We start from the raw sequence: 22,707 nt of genomic DNA, 5'->3' as shown, positions 1-22,707 counted from the left end.
ATCCAATGTAGTCTACTATATTACTAACAAAAAGTTTACCTAAGGAAACTTTTTAAACTAACACTAAAAATATAGAGAAGAGGTAACTTTTATGGTATCGGCTAATACTAAACCCCTTTCCGAGTTTAAAACAGGGGAGTTTGTACAAATTGAGAAGATACAATTAGAAGGAACTATGAAACGACGTTTATTAGATTTGGGATTTATCCCAGGGGCAACGATTAAAGTATTGCAACGCAGTCCACTTGGAGATCCGGTCGCTTATCAAGTGAGCAACACAACTATTGCACTGCGCAAAGAAGAAAGCTCCCTTATTTTCGGGGTATTAATAGGAGATGATTTCAGATGAGCAAACATCGTATTGCTTTAGCTGGTAACCCGAATACCGGGAAAAGTACATTATTTAATACTTTAACAGGTTTAAAACAACATACTGGAAACTGGACGGGAAAAACTGTTTTAAAAGCTGAAGGAGAATATGAACATAACGGAAGTAATTATACATTAATAGATTTACCTGGAACTTACTCACTATACTCAAATTCCGCAGACGAAGAAGTAGCGAGGGATTATATTATATTCGAAAAACCAGAAGTAACTGTAGTTGTCATAGACGCAACTGCTATGGAAAGAAATTTAAATTTAGCACTCCAGGTGATGGAGATGACAAATAATGTAGTCATTTGCATTAACTTAATTGATGAAGCCGAGAAAAAAGGGATTGTTATCGATGAAAAGAAATTAGCAAAATCACTTGGTGTACCTGTCGTTAAAATTTCAGCACGTAACCGAGTAGGTATTGGTCATTTGCTAAATGTTATTGCAAAAGTAGCAAATAAAAAACTAATTCCAACACCAATTAAAATTACTTACAGCGAAAAAATCGAAAATATGATTCAGGAATTAGAACCACAAATTTATAAAGTGTTCGGTGATACGTATCCAGCACGTTGGATTGCGTTACGTATATTAGATGGAGATAAAAATTTCTTAACTACACTTCAAAAACACCATAATGAACCACTTGTAAGGGAGGTCGTAATTAATGGAATCTCACTCAGCCAGTAAAGCTCTTCCATTAGACTATATTATTCAACATGCACAAACACTTTCAAAAGAAGATATACGAGATGATATAGTCGGAGATATTTACCGAACATCTGCAAGCATATGTAAAGAATCTGTCCAATATACAAATACTGATAAATTATATCGTTCCGAAAAACTAGATAAAATTTTCACATCTCCAATCTGGGGATTCCCAATTATGCTCGGTATTTTATCTATTATTTTTTATCTTACAATTGCAGGCGCTAACGTACCATCTGATATGATTGCCGAATTCTTCGGATGGGCCGAAGGATATTTAACATCTTGGTTCCAAGCAGCGCATGCACCTGAATGGTTACATGGCATTTTAATACTTGGTTTGTTCCGTGGTATCGGTGCTGTTATTAGCGTTATGTTACCACCTATGGCAATCTTTTTCCCTATGTTCGCGCTATTAGAAAACTACGGATACTTACCACGTGTCGCGTTTAATATGGACCGCTTATTCAAACGATCCGGCGCACACGGGAAACAATCTTTAACAATGGCAATGGGATTTGGTTGTAATGCAGCAGCCATTATGTCAACACGTATCATTGAATCACCACGTGAACGTATGCTAGCAATTTTAACGAACAACTTCGTTCCTTGTAACGGTCGCTGGCCTATGTTAATTTTAATGGCTTCACTATTTATGGCTGCTGGTTATACAGGCAGTATGCAAACATTGGTTACTGCTGGCGTTGTAGTTGGAATGGTTGTAATTGGTGTTATTATGACATTAACTGTTTCTTGGGTACTATCAAAAACAGCCTTAAAAGGGGTTCCAACTCACTACACACTGGAGTTACCTCCGTACCGCAAGCCAAAAGTTTGGAATACAATTGTTCGCGCAACACTCGATAAATCAATCTACGTTTTAAAACGAGCTATAGTTGTTGCTGCCCCTGCAGCTGCATTAACTTGGTTACTTGCTAATATTTTTATCGGTGACACAAGCTTACTTATGTATTTTGTAAATTTCCTAGATCCATTTGCTAAAATGTTAGGACTTGACGGGTTTATTCTAGCTGCATTCATTCTTGGACTACCCGCTAATGAAATTGTAATCCCAATTTTATTAATGTCTTACTTATCAACTGGGGCTTTAACTGAAATAGATGATTTTAATCAAATTAAAAATCTATTCCTAGAAAATGGTTGGACTTGGTTAACAGCGTTAAACACAATGTTGTTCTCACTTCTTCATTTCCCGTGTGGAACAACACTGGTTAACATATACAAAGAAACAAAAAGTGCAAAATGGACATTCTTATCGTTTGCAATCCCTACCGTTATCGCCATTGTTGTTACATTCCTCTCTACACAATTGGTACATTGGTTAGGGCTTGTATAAAACAAAGCATACATAGAAGGCATCCCCCTTCACATATGCTTTGCCCGAAAGAAACCTGAAAATCATTCAGGTTTCTTTTTTTGTACATCAGTATTCCACGGCTGCGCTCCATACGTTGTGAGTTTTTTATGAATGAAATAAATAGCCCCCGGCAGCACCGCCATTAATATCGTGCAACTAATTCCTAATCCAGTAAACAACTTTCATCACCTTATTTCACTCTTTTCGGTAAAGCTGAACCTGAATGTTCAATTGTTGGATGAACGTGAACAGTAATTTCAGCATTACTAAAGTAATTTTCGCCTTGATCCCAATTCTTACTTATTTTTGTCCATTCTTTATAATTATGTCTCTTATACACTTCCCCTAACTCTAATACATCTACCTTATATTTTTTTTGAACAAGCTTAATCGATTTTTGAATACGCTCCTCCATTTCTTCCGATATATCCTTCTCTAAACGCTTTTCATTCAAAACCTTTTTATGATCACTAAAGTGCAACTCAGCTATTGTACCTTCCAGAAATAAATGAATATTAAATTTCGGTTTTGTAGCATTCGTTGTGGATACTTTAATTTTTCGACGTAACTTATGAATTTCATATGTAATAAGTTGATTCTTTTTACGGATGGTAAAAAAACCTCCAATTTTTTTACCTATTATATAATTCATCCCTAATGTTTCTTCCCCACTCAAATTGCCTACACACTTATTATCCTTTCCACGAAACAATGCTGCACCGTTCATTTGTACTCCTTGCTTTGTTAGTTCCAGAATAGGCAATACAAAACTTCGGTTAGAGATCATCTTTTCCTGCACCTCACCAATTCTTGCAGCCTCAATCATTTGGGCATTTTTCGGAGGGTGTTCAGCTAACATATCAATATACTGCGCCGGTAAATTTTCAGGCTTGGCACTTTGTTTTAAAATAGCTTCGGCATTTTTATTAGAAACGAACAAACGAATATTTCTTCTCATCTCATGATCGCGAATATATACATCTAACGTATTTTGTAAAATGTATGGATGTGAAAGTAATTCTTCAGAGAAAATAATCACCTGTATATGAGGGAAAAATAATGTACGACTAATTTTTTTTGCGATTATTCTTATTTGTTCAAATACACTATCTGCTTTTGCACTAACATTAATATAATTTTCGCTATCCCCACCCCCTTGTCCGCCCTGTTGAGACAATTTACTAGGGAGTACCATCTGATAGGTCCCTTTCATAATTGGATTCGCTTTCTTCTCCTTCACGATATCGTAAGCCGCTCCTACTACAAATCCTCTTTCTTCTATCTCTTCTAACTCAGAACACCCACTCATAAATCCAGTTAAAGCCATAACCATTATAATTTTAAGAAGGTGTTTCATTGCCACCATTCCTTCTTTTTATTTTATATATAATTAAAACGAGCAAAGGAGCTAACACAACAAACCCCATATCTATCCAAGCTAAATAAGTCCCATAACTTGATAAAGTATTCAAACTACTAGGTATCATATTCACCATAAAAATAATAGGGGCACTTACGAAAATAAAAATATGTTTCTTCACTTTCGGAAACATAGCACAAAACAATAAAGATGCGACGTCATAATACATTGCTGTAGTGTTATAAATTGTAATAATCCAAGTCGTAAAAAAAATCGCATCAAACCTTTCTAAAAATCCTCCCCCAATTTCAATTTCTTTCCCTAATTCAATTGTTGGATATGTCAATCCACGTGTTGTCATATAAGTAAAAACGCTAATACAAGTTACATAAATTAAAATGTATGACAGTACGTTTACCATCACCGCTTTCGCGACTGCCATTGGCGCTTTTTTCGCTGTCTTATCATTTAGCAACACCGCATAAAATAAAGCCACTTCAAATCCAATAAACGTAAAAATAGAATTTTTAACTCCAACAGCATATTGACTTACTTTCGTTTGAAAAGCTGGTAGTAAATTATTTATTTCCATTAAATTTATATTCAATAAAGAAAGAAGTACTATCGCAATTAAAACAATAGGTAAGAATAAAACATTTAACCTTAATAAGGCTGCTCTTGATCCTGCTATTCCATAAATAACAACTAATAAGAAGAAGAAAGACAGTAGTTGTATCGGTGTATCACTAAATAAATACGTTTGAGAAATAACTGAAATCATTCGCGATTCATATGCTGTCAAAGCAGCAAACGTTAATACTAAAATACTACTAATTGTGTATGCAACAGGCTTCGTCAAATGCGCACTCGTATATTGAACAAAATTTTGTTTCGGAAATAAGATAGCCACTCTCGTCACAAACCAACCTAAAACTGCGCAGATCAATCCACCCAAAAGCAAGATAATCCAACCGTCCGAAAATAAAGTTTGGTTAGCGATATCTCTTGGCATAGACAATGCCCCTATACCAATAATGGTCGATGATACCGCAAACCCAATTTCCCGAGATCCAATCTCTTCATCGCCATACTCAAATGGTTTCACTTATTTTCGCTCCTTTGGACGTATTGTAGAATCTTTTGTTTGTAAGTACTCTGGTCTATCTTTCAACATCGATTTTGGCATGCGAATAAATTCTTCTTTCCAATCTTTATAAAATGCAGGAGCAATTGGAGTTGTATACGGTATACCAACACTTGTTAAATTTGTAATATGAATAGCAAGTGCGATCAGAGCTAGAATGATCCCATACAACCCAAAAGCCGTTGCAGCTAATACAAAGACGAAAAGTAAAATTCGGAACGTAATCGTAATACTATATACAGGAAGCGAAAACGTAGCAATCGCAGTAACCGCAATAATAATAACTAAAAACGGATTTACAATCCCTGCATTTACCGCAGCTTCTCCAATTACAAGACCTCCTACAATCCCTATCGTTTGTCCCATCGGTTTCGGCAATCGGATTCCAGCTTCTCGTATTAATTCCATAGTCAAGGCCATCATTAACGTTTCAATATATGCTGGAAATGGAACACCTTCCCTCGCACCTGCAATTGAATAAGCCAGTTTAGAAGGAATAAGTCCTTGATGATAAGATACAAGTGCTACATACATAGCTGGTAACAAAACCGCAATTATACCTGAACCCATACGTAAAAATCTTAATAACGTTCCAATCACCCAGCGCTCGTAATGATCTTCTACAGATTGAAAAATATCAACAAACACAAGTGGTGCAATAAGAGCAAACGGGGATCCATCTACTAAAATGGCCGCTTTCCCTTTCGCTAATGAGGCTATAATATTATCAGGCCTCTCTGTATTCAAAAACTGTGGAAATGGGGATAAATTATTATCCTGAATTAATTGTTCAATCGTACCTGTTTCCAAAACGACATCTGTCACTATTGATTGAAGACGGCGATCTAACTCTTTTACAATGTGAGGATTAATAATATCCTCTATATATACTAGGGTTACTTCTTTCTGCGATCGCTTCCCCATAATATAAGATTGGAACCTCAACTTTGGATCACGTAAACCGCGTCGGATTAACATTTTATTCACATTAATATCTTCATTTAATCCAACTCTCGGTCCGCGTATTAAATCTTCTGTCACTGGTGGTTCTAAACTTCTCTTCTCCCAAGCTCTACTATTAATAACGATAGCGGTTTGAATATTATCAATTAATATAACTGTATCTCCCGCTAATATCGCATTCATAATATCTGGAAACTTCTTCTTTACACCCACTTCTGCGATAGAAATAAAACGATCCAATAACGTTTGAACAACAGCTTCCTCATTTATAATTTCTTCGTATTGCAGTGTGCGAATGACATATTTATAAACATTATCCTTATCTGTCAATCCACATAAAAACACAACCGCACAACGTGTAAAACTCCCAGCAAGAGCAACTTCTCTAATTGTTAAATCATTAGGTGAACCTAACTCATCCCTAATTTCTTTCATAACTTCAAATAAGTTACCTTCAAGCTCTAACAATTTCCCCACCTAACTTCCTTTTCAACAAGTTTTTAGTTAGATTCCGCTAATAGAAGAAAATATATACAAAAAAGAGCTATCTCTTTGCAAAGATAGCTCCAATAAACGAATTACTTTTCTACTATTGTAGTGTTTTTCTTTATAAATACACCTTTTGTAAATCCACTAACTACAAACATCACAATCATATTAATTAACAATGCGACTATGCCCACATTCAAATCTTTTATATACTGCGGAAAACTCGGAAACATCGTAGCTATAGTTGAGCCAGATAAGGTAATATATGCGACCACTAATAGCCCAACTCCCATTCCTGCAATCGCTCCTTGCTTCGTAACAATTTGGCGTGGAAACAAGCTACATACAAGTGCAGGGAAAAGTTGCGTAACGATACTGTACCCCATTAAGAGAAGCGCTCCTATTGTTTCCCCTCCTTTAAATGTAAATAAAACTGCCACGAGCGTTACTACAGGCACAAATAATTTTGCCATCTTAGCAACTTGTCTATCTGAAGCAGATGGAACAATCGTTCGATAAATATTTTTTGCTAACAGTGTAGAAGCCGCCATAACAAGCATAGAGCCTGGAACCAATGCCGTTAATACTCCCGCACTACCAATAATCCCAATAAACCAAGGATCAAAAGTTTGTAAAGCAAGACGGACTAACGAAAGATCTACATCCGCTCCCTTTAACCCAGGAACTTGCAATATAGCAGCAAACCCTGCGAAAAATACGAAGAGTAACACTAAAGAATACAATGGCATAATTGCTGCATTTTTACGAAATACTTTTTCATTTTTTGCAGAAAAAGCAGAAGCAAATGTATGAGGCCACATATAGAAACCGAGGGCCGTTAATATAATAGTAGAAACAAACCAAGAAATACTCATTCCTTCTTCAGGTAAAGATAAAAATCCTGGTTTCGCTGCTTCTACAGCTTCAAACATCGGCTGAAATCCTCCATAATAATGATACGGTAAATATATACCTAAAAACATAACGATAAACAGTATCATAATATCCTTCAAAGCAGCCGTCCAAGCTGAACCGTGTATACCTGAAACCATTACATATATAGTTATAACAATGGCACCAATCCAAACCGCAACAACAGGTGATACCCTTCCGTAAGACGCTTCTGAAACGATAATTCCCAGTCCCTTTAACTGTAAAACAAGATATGGGATGATGGAAACAACACCAACAATTGAAACAATAAGTCCAAGCGCCTTACTTCTGTATTTCTTCGCAAAAAAATCCGACTGCGAAACAAGGTTATGCTCTTTTGCATACTTCCAAATCGGTGGTAATAAAAAATACGATAAAAGATAAGCTAAAGCGCCATAGCCTAAAATATAAAAGGTAGGTGCGCCTTTACTATATGCCCAGCCGCTTCCTCCTAAAAATGTAAACGTCGTATAAATTTCACCTGCCATAAGGAGAAAAACAAAAATAGTGCCAAACCCTCTTCCTCCAACTGACCATTGCTCTAAATTCATATCTTTTCCATGTTGTGCCCGAATCCCTAAAAATAGTGCGAGAAACAAAAATAAAATAATAATAAGTAATGCAGTCATTTTACATCCTCCTTATTAGCAGGATCAAACACGTACACAAGCCCCATACAAAGAGATGTAATAAACACTGATAATAATACCCAAAATAATAAAAAGGGCATCCCTAATACGTAAGGAGTAACCGAATTCGCAAATATTGGCCCAACTACTAAACAAAGAACTGGAATAAGCGCTAGGATGTGTATTTTCTTCATCTCATTCTCCTTTACTTATAAAATTCATAATGGCTGATACAAAGACTTCCACTCCAATCGGTAATGCATCTTCGTCAATCGTAAAACGAGGGTGATGGTGAGGATATATAATACCTTTCTCTTTATTTCCCGCTCCGATAAAAAAGAATGTCCCCGGTGCCTTTTGTAAAAACGCTGAAAAATCTTCTCCAGCCATCGTCGGCTGTAAACGAACAACTCTATCCCTTCCATAAAGTTGTAATGCCGTTTGTTCAATAAGATCTGTAGCTTCGTAGTCATTTACAACTGGTCGATATCCATATTCATATGAAAATGTATATTTCGCTCCGTAAGATTCCGTAATATACTTCACAATCCGCTCAATCTTCTTCTCTGTTTCACCTCGTAATTCATGTCTTAAACTTCTCACTGTCCCTTCAATCTCCGCTTGCTCTGGTATTACATTATGAGTTGTCCCCGCATGAAATTGTGTAACAGATATTACGAGAGAATCTAATGGATTCGTGAGGCGAGATACAATTTGCTGAAGTTGCGAAACGACTTGTGTTCCGATCGCAATACTATCCACCGTTTCATGAGGGATTCCAGCATGTCCACCTTTTCCCTCTATCTTAATTTTAAAAACATCTGGTGCAGCCATTGCAGGACCATAAATAACGCCTATTTTCCCAACCTCTAACGACGCCCAAAGGTGAGCACCAATAATATAATCCACACCTTCCATTACACCTGCAGCAACCATCTCCTCTGCACCACCAGGGAAATTTTCTTCAGCATGTTGGAATAGAAAACGAATCTCCCCTTTAATCTTCTCTCTTTCTTCTACTAACTTATGTACAACCCCAAGTAATATCGCTATATGTCCATCATGACCACATGCATGCATTACACCTTTATATGTAGAAATAAAATTAAACTCATTTTCTTCATGAATAGGAAGAGCATCCATATCGGCTCGAACCGCAACTGTTTTGCCCGGATGTTTACCTACTAACTTTGCCATCACACTATATTTAGTCGGCCGTGACACTTCTAAATATGGGAATTTCCGAAGTATATCGAACACAAACTGCGATGTTTTTTCTTCTTGAAAAGATAACTCTGGATACTTATGAAAATGCCTTCTCCACTCAACTAACTGATTTTTTGACAAAACAAATTCCTTTGCAACATCCATACCCCTTCACTCCTTCTTCACCAAGTTAAATGTTATTATAACGTGAATTGTTAACTTTTAAAAGAATCTTCTGAATTTTCCGCAATAATAATCCAAAAAGAAAAAGCCACCCAAAAGATGACTTTTTCATTATTATAAAATAGTAATTGCTTGTTTTCCCATTTGCTCCCAAGCTTTCTCAAATTCTGCTCGCGGAACAGCCAAACGCGGATTATTTTTAAGAGGATCATTTACATATACAAAGTTTTGATCATATCCAATTACTACTGCACTATGCTCATAATATGTAATTTTCACTTCACCTGAACTCGTATTCCATGTTTCAAAACTACTTTCAGCTAGCGGCTTAAACGTCGTATTAATAATGACCCATACCGGAGAACCAGAACTAATTACTTTATATATATCTTGCATGTCTCTACCTGTTAAATTAATTACTTTTTCAGGAACATATTTTTCTGCCAAATTAAAAATCGGTTGATTATATACACCATATCCAGGCTCTGCCTTTGTATAAATATTTCCAACAAACCCTTCGTAAGGATTTCCCCGTACGCCATTTTGTTCAAATGGAACGCGATGAATTTCGCTAGCAAGTTGCATCTTATCTACTTGTACACCTTTATATTGCAACAACATAGCTAAACTTGTCACTTCACATCCTCGAGGTAATTCTGGTAATTGTTTAATAAACGGAACATCCTCAATCATAGCTGCTTCTTTCATTTCAGATAGAAACTCTAAGCGTAGAACTTGCGCCTTTTGCATAATTTTATCTTTTCCTATAAAAAATGCAGCAGCAAGTATAATCCCAAAAACAAAAAGATATTTTAACTTTTTCATTATAAACAAAACTCCATTAATTATTATTTTACAGACACAACTCTTATCATTGTACCCTTCTTCTTACTAGTTTGCTAGAAAGATCATGTGAATTATCGCTCATAGAATTAATTATAAAAATTCTAATTATTTTTAATAAAAAGAAAAATAAATATACATTTCCAGAATATTTTGCTAAAATCAAAATTGTTAACATGGTGAAGATATCACCATGTTAACAAACATTCTTAGAGTATTTAGTCATAGTTCGTTTTTTTACATACTCCATTCATTTCATAGTAAATAAACCGAGTGTGTGTTGCATCCCCCACTAATGATTAAAAACTCAGAATAAAACGAAGTTCACACATTCAAGAAAATACGGGGTGAGGGGCATATGAATCAACAAATTGAACAAACAGATTTAAAACGAACAATGAAAAGTAGACACCTATTTATGATTGCACTCGGCGGTGTTATCGGAACCGGGCTATTTATGGGATCTGGTCAAATTGTCCATAATGCCGGACCTGGTGGTGCTATTCTTGCATTTTTAGTCGGTGGATTTGTTATGTATTTAACGATGTTATGTCTTGGTGAATTATCCGTTGCTATGCCAGAAGCAGGTTCATTCCAAAGCTATGCAAGCAAATTCATTTCACCTGGTTTTGGATTTGTTGTCGGTTGGATGTATTGGCTAAATTGGGCTGTTACAGTTGGCGTAGAGTTAACAACTGTAAGTATTTTAATGAAACGCTGGTTTCCAGACGTTTCTTCATGGATTTGGTGCGTTACATTTGCAGCAGCGCTCTTCCTCGTAAACGCTTTATCAGCAAAAGCATATGCAGAAGCAGAGTTTTGGTTCGCAAGTGTAAAAGTCGCAACAATTGTTATTTTCATCGTACTTGGTGGCGCTGTTATGTTCGGTCTACTAGACTTTAATGGAAAGCCAGCTCCAATGCTTCATAATTTCACTGAAAATGGCGGGCTATTTCCAAACGGTGCATTAGCTGTTCTTCTTACGATGATTACAGTAAATTACTCCTTCCAAGGAACAGAATTAATCGGAATCGCTTCAGGAGAAAGTGAAAATCCTGAAAAAACAATTCCAAAAGCAATCAAAAATACAATTTGGCGAACTCTCTTCTTCTTCGTCTTAGCGATATCAGTTGTTGTAGGTTTACTCCCGTGGCAAGAGGCTAATCTAGTCGAAAGTCCCTTTGTACTTGTATTTGATGTAGCCGGTGTCCCATATGCAGCAGACATTATGAACTTCGTTATTATTACAGCTGTATTATCCGTTGCTAACTCTGGTCTATACGCAAATTCTCGTATGCTGTGGGCGATGGCAAAACAAGGAATGGCAAGTCCAGCATTTACGAAATTAACTAAAAAAGGTGTACCGCTAAATGCATTAATTTTCAGCCTAATTTTCGCTAGCCTTTCCTTATTAACAAGTGTATTTGCGGCAGATACTGTCTTTCTAGTTTTAACATCTATTGCAGCGATGGCTGCTGTTGTCGTGTGGATGTCAATCGCCGCTTCACAGTTTTTCTTCCGTAGAAATTTCGTGAAAAATGGTGGCGACATAAATGATTTAAAATATCGTACACCGCTCTATCCGCTAGTTCCAATCGTAGCGTTCTCACTTAATTTCATTACATTTGTTAGTTTGGCTTTCATTCCAGATCAAAGAATTGCTCTTTATTGTGGCATTCCATTTATGATTATTTGTTACATTTTATACCAAGTTAAATATAAAAAAGTTGTCACACTTGAACAGCCACGAACTGTCACACAAGAAATAAACTAAATATACGAAATATTCAGCTATCTTTCTTATGATAAGATAGCTTTTTTCTATTTCTTGGATATCCTGGTATAACTTTATTTATCTTAAAATTTTCACAATCACGTTTTTCTCTGGAAAATAGTTTACAATGTAATCAAGTTACAAATGATATTCACCTTAAAAAGTGTGCATTTGTGTCTATTTTTTAACAATATATCAAAAACTATTGCCTTCTATAAATTAATAGGTTTATATTGTTTTATTGGCATAGTTTCAATCCAAGGAGAAAGGAGATTTTCAATCGTGCAACTAAAGAAAGCGTTTTGGAAGTTGGCTTCGCTTCTTCCGTTATCATTACTTCTGTTCCTCGGTGGCTGTGATAAAAAACTCGCAGTATTAAATCCGCAAGGACCTGTTGCAAAAGCACAGTATGATTTAATTGTTTGGTCATTCTTGCTTATGTCATTAATTATCGCAATTGTATTCATTCTGTTTACAGTCATCTTGATTCGTTATCGTGAAAAACCAGAGAATATGGACTATGAGCCACCTGAACAACACGGTAACACATTACTAGAAATTATTTGGACGCTTGTTCCTGTTATTATCGTTATCGCATTATCGATTCCAACAGTAAAAGCAACTTATGCTTCGGAAGAGGTTCCGAAAGAGTCCAAACATATTAAACCAGTTGAAATTTATGTTACATCTGCAAACTGGAAATGGTTATTCAGTTACCCAGAGGAAAAAATTGAAACCGTTAACTATTTAAACATCCCAGCTGGTGTACCAATTCAATTCAAACTGACTTCTGTCGGCCCAATGAATGCTTTCTGGGTACCAGAACTTGGTGGTATGAAGTACACAATGGATGGCATGATTATGGATCTTTATTTACAAGCTGACAAGCCAGGTTCTTACCTAGGCCGTAGTGCGAACTTCTCTGGTGAAGGATTCACACACATGGAGTTCGAAGTTGAAGCGAAAACTAAAGAGAAATATGACAAGTGGGTTAAAGAAGTACAAGAAACTGCTCCTAAACTAACAGAAGCTAAGTACAACGAAATTGTTAAACCTGGTGTAGTTGGTCGTATGACATTCTCTAGTCACCACTTAAGTTATGTAGATCCAAAATCACTTGAATATTGTGATTACAACTACTACAAAAACAAAAAATAATAGCTATTATTCCAACAGATTGGAGTGAACACAGTGAAGCTTGATGAATTCTTTGTCACAGGTGACCCGATTATTTACGGTGCAGACGCTTCTATCGTTCTTGTGACATTAGCAATCATTTTCGTACTAACAAAGTATAAAAAATGGAAATGGCTTTGGGACGAATGGTTGACAACTGTTGACCATAAAAAAATCGGAGCCATGTATATTATTTCTGCGGTTATCATGTTATTCCGTGGTGGTATGGATGGTTTAATGATCCGTGCACAGTTAACATTCCCAGAAACAACTTATTTAAACGCTGAACACTATAACGGAATCTTTACAACGCATGGTACAGTAATGATTCTTTTCATGGCAATGCCATTCGTTATGGGATTAATGAACCTTGTAGTACCATTACAAATTGGTGCTCGTGACGTTGCATATCCGTTCTTAAATGCTTTAAGTTTCTGGTTATTCTTTGTCGGAGCAATGTTATTCAACATCGCTTTCGTAATCGGTGGTTCTCCAGACGCTGGGTGGACTTCTTACTTCCCAATGGCAGGTACAGAGTTTACTTCAGGCGTAGGAAATAACTACTACGCAATTGCATTACAGATTTCAGGTCTCGGTACGCTAATGACCGGTATTAACTTCCTTGTTACTATCTTAAAAATGCGTACACCTGGTATGACTTTAATGAGAATGCCAATGTTTACTTGGTCAATCTTAATTACAACAATTATCATTATTTTCGCTTTCCCAGTATTAACAGTTGCTCTTGCATTAATGACATTTGACCGTCTATTCGATGCTCACTTCTTTACGATGGCGAGCGGCGGTATGCCGATGTTATGGGCCAACCTGTTCTGGGTATGGGGTCACCCTGAAGTATATATCGTTATTTTACCGGCATTCGGTATTTTCTCTGAAATCATTAGTACATTCTCACGTAAGCGTCTATTCGGTTACAGTGCGATGGTATACTCAATGGTTGCAATTTCTTTACTAAGTTTCGTCGTATGGCTTCACCACTTCTTCACGATGGGTGCAGGTCCAGCGGTTAACTCATTCTTCTCGATTTCGACAATGGCGATTTCGATTCCAACCGGGGTTAAGATCTTTAACTGGTTGTTTACACTGTATAAAGGACGTATCCGTTTTACAGTTCCAATGCTTTGGTCATTGGCATTTATTCCAAACTTCGTAGTCGGTGGGGTTACAGGGGTTATGCTTGGAATGGCAGCAGCTGATTATCAATACCATAACAGCTACTTCCTAATCGCTCACTTCCACTACGTATTAATCGCAGGTACAGTATTCGCTATGCTTGCTGGATTCACATTCTGGTATCCAAAAATGACTGGTCATATGTTAAATGAACGCCTAGGTAAATGGACATTCTGGATCTTTATGAGCGGATTCAACATCTGTTTCTTCCCAATGTACTTCTTAGGTTTAGACGGTATGACTCGTCGTATGTACACTTACTCTGAAAGTCTTGGATGGGGATGGCTAAACCAAATCGCATCTGTTGGTGCGGTAATGATGGGTATTGGCTTCCTACTTCTTTGCTACAACGTAATTTGGAGTGCACGTCACGGTGAACGTGACACAACTGGAGATCCATGGGATGGCCGTACACTTGAATGGGCAACTCAATCTCCTGTACAACATTACAACTTCGCGAAACTTCCTGAAATCAAAGAAGCTGATGCTTTCTGGTACATGAAAAAACGCGGAGAAACAGTTACACCAGCAGCAGAAGATATCAAACCAATTCACATGCCAAGTAACTCTGGTGTGCCTATTATTGCGTCTTTATTCTTCGGTCTTGCAGGTTTCGCATTAGTATTTAGCTGGTTCTGGCTTGCAGCAATCGGCGGCGTTGGTATTTTAGCTTGCTTAATCTATCGTTCATTCGATTATGATGATGGCTACTACGTAAGTGTTGATGAAATTAAAGAAACAGAACATATAGCATGAGAGGTGAAATGACATGGCGGCTTTAGATAAAAGCTTACCTTTGGAATATCAATCCGAACAAAGCAGATTGAATATCCTAGGATTCTGGATTTTTCTTGGGGCTGAAATTATGCTGTTCGCAACACTTTTCGCCTCTTATCTAGTCCTTGCTGGTCGTACGGCAGATGGCCCAACTCCAGCGCAACTGTTTGAACTTAAAACGCTTTTAATTCAAACATTACTACTTTTAACAAGTAGTTTCACATGTGGTATCGTAATTCACGAAATGCGTAAGCACAACCAAAAAGCAATGCTTGGATGGTTCATCCTTACATTACTTTTAGGTGCAGGTTTCCTATTCTTTGAAATCGAAGAGTTCATTATGTACATCGGTGAAGGCGCAACAATTCAAACAAGTGCTTTCCTATCTGCATTCTTCGTTCTTCTTGGAACGCACGGAGCCCACGTAACAGGCGGTATCATTTGGGCAACTTGTGTTATTATCCAAATTTTAAAACGAGGTTTAACACCAGTTACAGCTCGTAAAGTATTCATTATCAGCTTATACTGGCATTTCCTTGATCTAGTTTGGGTCTTTATTTACACACTAGTTTACTTGAACGGGATGGTGGCGTAAATGGCTCAAAACAACAATCAAGCAAACGGGCATGCGCATAGCGGATTCCCTTGGTCACACGTTTTCGGATTTATTTTATCGCTTGCATTAACGTTTCTAGCGTTATACGTGGCACTTTACACAACATTGCCACTTTCAACAGTCTTAACAACTATTATCATAATGGCTGTTGCGCAAGCATTGTTACAATTAATTATGTTCATGCATTTAAAAGAAGGAGAAGGAAGAGTTCAAATTCTTACAATGATATACAGTTTCTTCGTTGCAACTGCAACAGTTGGTTTAACTGTATGGATCTTCTTCTCAATGTAATGTACATGAAAAAGACTGCTGAGATTCCTCAGCAGTCTTTTTTTATCCCCTCCCCTATTACATCCACATTACGGAATTAACAACAGAATCATGAAAAATATACTTATTATGACAAATGTTAAGAAAAATCTTTCTTTATGAAATCGAATCCATATGCGTTGCTTTTCTACCTATTATATGGCTAAATAGGTACTATATTTATTTGAAGGGAGAGAACGCAATGGAACATCATACTTCTGTTCTATCACTTATGGTTGTCGTTGCAATCGCGTTTTTCGTTCCCCTTTTGTTACAACGCTTTAAATTAAAAGCACTTCCTGTTGTCGTTGCAGAAATTATTGCAGGAATCTTTGTAGGTAAAAGTGGGTTTAATATTATTGAGCCAGATATATGGCTTCAAGTTTTATCAACATTAGGATTTATCTTCCTCATGTTCTTAAGCGGTTTAGAAATTGATTTTTCTATCTTTAAACAAAAAGGGAAAAAAAATACGACAAACGAGCCAAATACATTTCAAGTAGCAAGCATTATCTTCTTATTTATTTTCATCTTATCTTATGCCCTATCATTACTATTCGTATGGCTAGGATTTGTAGATAATGCAATGTTCATGACTTTAATTATTTCAACTATTTCTTTAGGTGTTGTTGTACCAACATTAAAAGAAAACAACCTAGGAAAAACTGCAATCGGACAAATCATTTTATTAGTTGCTGTTATTGCAGACTTAGTTACAATGATTTTACTCGCTGTTTTCGTCGGATTAAATTCCGAAAGCGGCCAAAGTATGTGGCTCCTACTTCTTCTATTCGGTGCTGGTATTGTCATTTACTTTATTGCAAAACGCTTTAAAAACATTCCATACTTAGATAGTTTAAAAGCTGGTAGTGTACAAATTGATACACGAGCTGTTTTTGCACTCATTTTAATATTAGTAGGGTTATCGGAATCTGTTGGAGCAGAAAATATTTTAGGTGCCTTCTTAGCAGGTGTACTTGTATCGTTATTATCACCAAATGAAGATATGGTTGAAAAACTTGATTCCATCGGCTATGGTTTCTTCATCCCTATTTTCTTCGTAATGGTTGGTGTAAATCTAGAGGTATGGTCTATTTTCAAAGAACCTTCTAGCATGCTAATGATCCCAATCTTAATTGTAGGACTCTTTATTTCAAAACTCTTACCATCACTCGTCTTACGAAAATGGTATCCACGTAATATAGTACTTGGAAGTGCAATTTTATTAACATCGACACTTTCTTTAGTTATTGCGGCTGCACAAATTGGTGAAAAACTGGGGATTATCAGTCCAAGTTTATCTGCCTCTCTTATTTTAAGCGCAGTTATTACTTGTATTTTTGCACCTATATTGTTTAAAAAAATGTTCCCAAAAGTAGAAACACCAAAACCAAAAGTAGCTATTATTGGCGCGAGCAGAATTACCCTTCCGTTATCACTAGATTTAAAACGAGAAGATTATGACGTAACGCTATATATGATGCGTCAAAACAAAATAAATGATGAAGAAGCGAAATCGCATGACTTCCCTATCGTAAAATTAGATGACATCACAATCGCATCATTAACTGAACAAACAGCATTTGATGCAGATCGCGTCGTTGTTGCAACCAGTGATGATGAACAAAACTTATTATTGGCAGAACATGCAAAAGAGCTAGGTGTTGAACATGTTATTGCAAGTGTAGAAGATCCACTTCTACAAGAAAAAGCAACGCAAGAACATATCGCTGTATTCTCAACAATTAACTCTACACGTATTTTATTACGTGCGCTTATTGATAAACCTAGTCTCGTTCGCTTAATTACAACAGCAAACGAAACAGTACGCGAAGTTGAACTGCGCAGCAATAAATATAACGGCGTTGCGCTTCGCCGCCTCCCATTTTTAGGTGATGTGCTTGTCATTCAAATCTACCGCGGTAACAAAGCATTAATACCACATGGTGATACAAGACTACAACACGGTGACACATTACTTGTAACAGGTTCAAAAGAACATATCGATACACTAAAAAACATATTAGAGTAAAAAATGCCCCTCACATAATTGAGGGGCATTTTTTTAACTTCATATGGTAAAATGTTACTATCACATATTATGAGGATGGATTACATTATGTCTATTGTAACTTTAGCTCTCTTATTATTAGCGGAAGTACTCATCGCCATTATTCTCATCGGTGTTAGCATTGAAATTTGCAGCTATGGTTGGAAAAAATCAACTGGAGTTAAATACTCATGCCTTTTACTTTCACTCTTCCTCGGAACCGCTAGTATACTCGGCCTTCTAGCTGCACCTGCATACTTCTTTATACAACTTATAGAAAAAGGTTTATAAGAAAGGATGATAACATGATTACTGTGCAATATATTGATGCATCCGAGACACACTTATTACGCCAAGCGGTGTTGCGTCCAAATCAGTCCCTAGCAGACTGTAAATACTCTTCTGACTACGAAAAAGACACATTCCACTTAGGCGCCTTTATAAACGCTGAGTTGATTAGCATCGCTTCCTTCTCAAAAGAAATATATCCTGATTTACAAAATGGTATCCATTATAGACTACGAGGAATGGCAACATTACCTAACTTTCGGAACAAAAGAGCTGGAAGCTCCTTAATTCATAAGGCAGAACAAGTTTTAAAAGAACGAAAAGCAAACATCCTATGGTGTAATGGCCGAATTACTGTAACTGACTATTACAAGCGATTAGGCTTTCAGGAGCATGGTGAAATTTTTGAAATTGAACCAATTGGCCTTCATAAAGTTTTGTATAAAAAGATATAAGAAAGGCTTTCCTCAATATAGGAAAGCCTTTCTTATATTTCAATCTTCTCTTTTTATTTTTTTCATATATATGTATATAAACAAACTTGGAACTAAAAAACAAGCAAACATAATAAGTCCTGTCATACTAATTTCCTTTATCGAAATATCTGGTGTTACAACGATACAAATAGCTAAAATCCCAATAATAATACCCACCGGAATGAATAATAGCTTCATAAAATAACGACGCGACACTCCGCCCGTATGCTCATACACTTCCACTGAATTTTTCAGATTTAAAAAGTTAATAATTATTATCCCGCCCATAAATACCATTAATAAATCCGAAACATTTTCATATCCTGCCCCTTGCAAGACATAGCGGTAAAAGACGATAGCTAGTATGACGATATTTTGTAAGATGAAAGCTAATCTAATATGTTTTAACCCTTCAATCATTAAACGTTCATCTTTCACGATTTTCATCCTACCACTCCTTTTCCTCCCAAAACAAATCATTCAACGTTTTATCTACTGCATAACAAATTTTTAAACATAAATCTAAAGATGGATTGTATTTCCCCTTCTCAATTAAACTAATCGTTTGCCTTGTAACGCCTACTTTTTCTGCTAATTGTTGCTGTGTTAAATCTAACTGAACACGCGCGACTTTTATTTTACTTACAGCCATTCATGTTCCTCCTCTACCTCTATTGTAACATATATATTCCATTAAGTAATTTATATTTTACGAAATCAATTAAGTTTTCACCTTATCCCAATTGGTGCGGGCTAATACACAGTGAGGATATCCCCTACTGCCTATAGTTTCACTTTATTATACACAAAAAGGGAGCCTCCCATAAGAAGGCCCTCTCCTATATTTATATTATAAGAATAAATGACATCCAAATAAGAATGCAAATAAGTATAGTAATGGATGTACTTCCATCCCTTTACCCTTCACAATTTTCAAGACTGGATATACTAAAAATCCAATTGCGATTCCATTTGCAATACTAGATGTTAACGGAATACCTATAAAAATTAAAAATGCTGGTAACGCATCTTCAAATTCATTCCAATTAATATCTCGAATGCTTTGTGCCATTAAACTACCTACTATAATTAACGAAGGAGCTGTAATAGCGGCTACACTTGATAAAGAAGCAATAACAGGACTAAAAAATGCCGTTATAATTGTTAGACCAACAACTACAATCCCTGTTAATCCAGTTTTACCACCTGCAGCAATACCTGCTGACGATTCAATCGTCGCTGCTGTTGGGCTTGTTCCAAAGATAGAACCTGTAGTCCCGCCAATTGCATCTGCAATAAACGCTTTACCAAAACGCTTCTCTGTATTGTCTGTAATTAAACCTGCTTGTTTAATTAAACCAAGTAATGCACCTGTTGTATCGAATAAAAGTACAAGTAAAAATGAAAATACAACACCATATAATCCGTATTCAATTACATCTGAAAATGCATTGATTGGGTTTGAAACGATAATACCCTCTGGCAAATGAGGCATCGCCACAATTTTATCAGCAAACTTCAATTGCCCTGTAAAGAAGGCGATAACTCCTGTCACAATCATACTAATAAATAATGCACCACTCACACGTAATGTCATTAATACCGCCGCTAATATTAAACCAATTAAAGTTAAAATAACAGCTGGAGAATGAAAATCACCAATCGTAACTAAATTAGATGGATGATCCACGATAATTCCAGAAAGGCGCAATCCAATAAAAGCAATAAATAGTCCAATTCCACCTGCAATTGCATGCTTTAAACTATCAGGAATTGCTAAAATTAACTTTTGCCTAAACGAAGTAAAAGATAATAAAAGAAAAATAATCCCCGTCACAAATACAGCTGAAAAGGCAACTACATATGTAATCCCTTCTGCCTTCTGTACAACAGAATAAGCAAAATATGCATTCATTCCCATAGCTGGAGCAATAACAATCGGGTAATTCGCGAAAATCGCCATACCTACTGTTCCAACAACGGTTGCAATAATTGTTGCTGTAAACGCTTGGTCAAATGGTACACCTGCATCAGATAATATTTTTGGATTGATGACAAGAATATACGCAAATGTAAAAAAAGTTGTGATGCCAGCTAAAAACTCTTGCTTCACAGAAGTGTTATATTTTTGTAATTGAAACATGCTTATGTACCCTTCCTACACCTGAATTATTATCACACATTCTTTTTCTTACTAGTATGTGAGAAAATATAATACTTAATCTTAACAATCAATAAAAAGAAGAGTCAACATATTCCCTAATAGTTCGAATTTTAAGTTTAAGTCTGACAAGTACAGATGTAGTACAGTTCATTATGATTATTTTTGTAGCATAACAGATAGAAATGTTTTATAATTTGAAATAGTTAAATATTTAGTAAACGCATTCAAATATCGTTCACTCTACAAGGGGGAGTCTTCTTATGCAGCACACAAACAAATCTGGAACTTTAAATCGTGGTTTAAAAGAACGACATATTACTTTAATGTCACTGGGCTCAGCTATTGGCGTTGGGCTATTTTTAGGATCCGCTTCCGCGATTAAACTAGCCGGTCCTTCTATTTTACTAGGCTATATGATTGCCGGACTCGTTATTTTTTTCATTATGCGAGCTCTCGGGGAAATGGCAATTGAACAACCTGTTGCCGGTTCTTTTAGTAAATATGCATATGATTATATCAGCCCACTCGCTGGTTATATTACTGGTTGGAATTACTGGTTCTTATGGGTGGTTACTTGTATGGCTGAAATTACAGCAGCTGGCATTTACATGCAGTACTGGTTCCCAGATATCCCGCGCTGGACTTGGGCGTTACTTGCTCTATTGTTAATGAGCGCTTTTAACTTCTTATCGGTAAAAGTATTTGGAGAACTTGAGTTTTGGTTTGCTCTAATTAAAATTGTCACAATTATCTGTATGATAGTAGTCGGAGCTGGTATTATTTTATTCGGATTCGGAAACGGTGGTATCGCTACTGGTATTTCAAACCTTTGGTCACATGGTGGCTGGTTCCCAAATGGTTTTTCTGGGTTACTACTCTCCATGCAGATGGTACTATTCGCTTATTTAGGCGTTGAATTAATCGGTGTTACAGCTGGTGAAGCTCAAAATCCGAAGAAAACACTCGCAAAAGCAATTGATAACGTGTTTTGGAGAATATTACTGTTCTACGTAGGAGCTCTATTCGTTATGATGGCAATTTATCCATGGAACGAACTTGGTGAGAAAGGAAGCCCATTCGTATTAACATTCCAGCAAATTGGTATCGCAAAAGCAGCAGGTATTATTAATTTTGTCGTATTAACAGCAGCTCTTTCTTCTTGTAATGGCGGTTTATTTAGTACAGGCCGTATGCTATTTACATTAGCTCAGCAGAAAAAAGCTCCTGAAAGATTTGGTCGTTTAAATAAAAATGGCATTCCAAGCCAAGGAATTGTAGCAACTGCTATCGTTTTACTCATTGGTGTTATATTAAACTATCTCGTACCTGCAAAGGTATTTACATGGCTTACTAGCATTTCAACTTTCGGCGCAATTTGGACTTGGGGAATTATATTAGTCGCTCAAATTAAATTCCGTAAAAGCTTACCTACTCAAAATAAACAAAAGTTATCGTATAAAATGCCTTTATACCCATTAAGCTCATATTTCTCACTCGTTTTCCTTGTATTAGTACTAGGTATAATGGCGTATTCAGAAGATACACGAATTGCATTGATTGTCGGCCCAATTTGGCTTATCGGCTTAGCAATCGTATATTACATGAAAGGGTTTCATAAGATTGATGAAACACCTAACTCAAAAATTAGTTAAGCAAAAACCCCTTC

General features: G+C 36.4%; 23 protein-coding genes. 12 read left to right on the top strand and 11 right to left on the bottom strand.

Annotated features, from left to right (window positions below):
• Positions 1-91 precede the first annotated feature (91 nt).
• The 3 genes from ACS2FK_RS21995 to ACS2FK_RS21985 are packed head-to-tail and all read left to right on the top strand — an operon-like array spanning position 92 to position 2,446.
• Positions 92-349 carry a FeoA family protein gene (locus ACS2FK_RS21995; protein WP_000252989.1) on the top strand — a complete coding sequence of 86 codons (258 nt, stop codon included), beginning with the start codon at positions 92-94 and terminating at the stop codon, positions 347-349.
• Positions 346-1,068 carry a FeoB small GTPase domain-containing protein gene (locus ACS2FK_RS21990; RefSeq protein WP_000033865.1) on the top strand — a complete coding sequence of 241 codons (723 nt, stop codon included), beginning with the start codon at positions 346-348 and terminating at the stop codon, positions 1,066-1,068. Before ACS2FK_RS21995 ends, ACS2FK_RS21990 begins: the two co-directional genes overlap by 4 nt.
• On the top strand, positions 1,046-2,446 hold the full coding sequence (locus ACS2FK_RS21985) for a nucleoside recognition domain-containing protein (RefSeq protein WP_000443602.1): 1,401 nt from the start codon (positions 1,046-1,048) through the stop codon (positions 2,444-2,446). Before ACS2FK_RS21990 ends, ACS2FK_RS21985 begins: the two co-directional genes overlap by 23 nt.
• A 62-nt stretch (positions 2,447-2,508) precedes the next feature.
• On the opposite strand, the gene ACS2FK_RS21980 is transcribed toward ACS2FK_RS21985, so the two are convergent.
• From ACS2FK_RS21980 to ACS2FK_RS21945, 8 genes are all read right to left on the bottom strand, one after another.
• Positions 2,509-2,646: a hypothetical protein gene (locus ACS2FK_RS21980; protein ID WP_000493991.1), complete on the bottom strand. Its 138-nt coding sequence runs from the start codon at positions 2,644-2,646 to the stop codon at positions 2,509-2,511.
• Positions 2,647-2,657: 11 nt separating this feature from the next.
• Positions 2,658-3,824: a spore germination protein GerLC gene (gene gerLC, locus ACS2FK_RS21975; RefSeq protein ID WP_023521200.1), complete on the bottom strand. Its 1,167-nt coding sequence runs from the start codon at positions 3,822-3,824 to the stop codon at positions 2,658-2,660.
• On the bottom strand, positions 3,808-4,932 hold the full coding sequence (gene gerLB, locus ACS2FK_RS21970; RefSeq protein ID WP_000802006.1) for a spore germination protein GerLB: 1,125 nt from the start codon (positions 4,930-4,932) through the stop codon (positions 3,808-3,810). Before gerLB ends, gerLC begins: the two co-directional genes overlap by 17 nt.
• Positions 4,933-6,411 (bottom strand): spore germination protein GerLA, encoded by a 1,479-nt coding sequence (gene gerLA / locus ACS2FK_RS21965; RefSeq protein WP_003269520.1) that lies wholly within the window; start codon positions 6,409-6,411, stop codon positions 4,933-4,935.
• Between the two features lie 101 nt (positions 6,412-6,512).
• The gene (locus tag ACS2FK_RS21960) at positions 6,513-7,985 is read right to left on the bottom strand and encodes a sodium:solute symporter family protein (protein ID WP_063546480.1); all 1,473 of its coding nucleotides are present in this window, start codon (positions 7,983-7,985) and stop codon (positions 6,513-6,515) included.
• Positions 7,982-8,179, bottom strand: a complete 198-nt coding sequence (locus tag ACS2FK_RS21955; RefSeq protein WP_000719836.1) for a DUF3311 domain-containing protein — start codon at positions 8,177-8,179, stop codon at positions 7,982-7,984. Before ACS2FK_RS21955 ends, ACS2FK_RS21960 begins: the two co-directional genes overlap by 4 nt.
• Before the next feature lies 1 nt (position 8,180).
• Complete coding sequence (locus ACS2FK_RS21950) at positions 8,181-9,356, bottom strand: amidohydrolase (RefSeq protein WP_000382087.1); 1,176 nt, start codon at positions 9,354-9,356, stop codon at positions 8,181-8,183.
• Between the two features lie 132 nt (positions 9,357-9,488).
• On the bottom strand, positions 9,489-10,199 hold the full coding sequence (locus tag ACS2FK_RS21945) for a C39 family peptidase (RefSeq protein ID WP_000734491.1): 711 nt from the start codon (positions 10,197-10,199) through the stop codon (positions 9,489-9,491).
• A 376-nt stretch (positions 10,200-10,575) separates the two neighbouring features.
• Here ACS2FK_RS21945 and ACS2FK_RS21940 point away from each other — a divergent pair, with 376 nt between their 5' ends.
• The 8 genes from ACS2FK_RS21940 to ACS2FK_RS21905 all read left to right on the top strand — a co-directional run bounded on the left by ACS2FK_RS21940 (position 10,576) and on the right by ACS2FK_RS21905 (position 18,856).
• On the top strand, positions 10,576-11,991 hold the full coding sequence (locus ACS2FK_RS21940; RefSeq protein ID WP_023521196.1) for an amino acid permease: 1,416 nt from the start codon (positions 10,576-10,578) through the stop codon (positions 11,989-11,991).
• A gap of 282 nt (positions 11,992-12,273) precedes the next feature.
• On the top strand, positions 12,274-13,149 hold the full coding sequence (locus tag ACS2FK_RS21935) for a cytochrome aa3 quinol oxidase subunit II (protein ID WP_001176165.1): 876 nt from the start codon (positions 12,274-12,276) through the stop codon (positions 13,147-13,149).
• A gap of 33 nt (positions 13,150-13,182) precedes the next feature.
• Positions 13,183-15,117, top strand: a complete 1,935-nt coding sequence (gene qoxB, locus ACS2FK_RS21930; protein WP_000762374.1) for a cytochrome aa3 quinol oxidase subunit I — start codon at positions 13,183-13,185, stop codon at positions 15,115-15,117.
• A 13-nt stretch (positions 15,118-15,130) separates the two neighbouring features.
• Entirely contained in the window at positions 15,131-15,733 is a 603-nt protein-coding gene (qoxC, locus tag ACS2FK_RS21925) for a cytochrome aa3 quinol oxidase subunit III (protein WP_000729314.1), read from the top strand.
• Complete coding sequence (gene qoxD / locus ACS2FK_RS21920) at positions 15,734-16,045, top strand: cytochrome aa3 quinol oxidase subunit IV (protein ID WP_000068425.1); 312 nt, start codon at positions 15,734-15,736, stop codon at positions 16,043-16,045.
• A gap of 220 nt (positions 16,046-16,265) precedes the next feature.
• On the top strand, positions 16,266-18,095 hold the full coding sequence (locus tag ACS2FK_RS21915; RefSeq protein WP_063546478.1) for a monovalent cation:proton antiporter family protein: 1,830 nt from the start codon (positions 16,266-16,268) through the stop codon (positions 18,093-18,095).
• 51 nt (positions 18,096-18,146) lie between these two features.
• Positions 18,147-18,404, top strand: a complete 258-nt coding sequence (locus ACS2FK_RS21910; RefSeq protein ID WP_071732208.1) for a DUF4022 family protein — start codon at positions 18,147-18,149, stop codon at positions 18,402-18,404.
• Positions 18,405-18,418: 14 nt separating this feature from the next.
• A complete protein-coding gene (locus ACS2FK_RS21905) occupies positions 18,419-18,856 on the top strand; it encodes a GNAT family N-acetyltransferase (protein WP_023521193.1) in 438 nt (145 codons plus the stop codon).
• A gap of 39 nt (positions 18,857-18,895) precedes the next feature.
• Here the strand turns inward: ACS2FK_RS21905 and ACS2FK_RS21900 are convergent, their stop codons facing one another.
• The 3 genes from ACS2FK_RS21900 to ACS2FK_RS21890 all read right to left on the bottom strand — a co-directional run bounded on the left by ACS2FK_RS21900 (position 18,896) and on the right by ACS2FK_RS21890 (position 21,020).
• Positions 18,896-19,324 carry a hypothetical protein gene (locus ACS2FK_RS21900; RefSeq protein WP_063546476.1) on the bottom strand — a complete coding sequence of 143 codons (429 nt, stop codon included), beginning with the start codon at positions 19,322-19,324 and terminating at the stop codon, positions 18,896-18,898.
• A 1-nt stretch (position 19,325) separates the two neighbouring features.
• Positions 19,326-19,529 carry a helix-turn-helix transcriptional regulator gene (locus ACS2FK_RS21895; RefSeq protein ID WP_000301183.1) on the bottom strand — a complete coding sequence of 68 codons (204 nt, stop codon included), beginning with the start codon at positions 19,527-19,529 and terminating at the stop codon, positions 19,326-19,328.
• A gap of 198 nt (positions 19,530-19,727) precedes the next feature.
• Positions 19,728-21,020, bottom strand: coding sequence for an NCS2 family permease (locus tag ACS2FK_RS21890; RefSeq protein WP_023521191.1), 1,293 nt, complete (start codon positions 21,018-21,020; stop codon positions 19,728-19,730).
• 281 nt (positions 21,021-21,301) lie between these two features.
• Between ACS2FK_RS21890 and ACS2FK_RS21885 the strand changes: the two genes are divergently transcribed.
• A complete protein-coding gene (locus tag ACS2FK_RS21885; protein ID WP_001164901.1) occupies positions 21,302-22,693 on the top strand; it encodes an amino acid permease in 1,392 nt (463 codons plus the stop codon).
• Positions 22,694-22,707: the final 14 nt, after the last annotated feature.

Source organism: Bacillus cereus group sp. BceL220, from assembly GCF_051776965.1.
Classification (GTDB): Bacteria; Bacillota; Bacilli; order Bacillales; family Bacillaceae_G; genus Bacillus_A; species Bacillus_A cereus.
The sequence above is the reverse complement of the archived record's forward strand: the minus strand, read 5'-3'. Positions and strand labels throughout refer to the sequence as shown.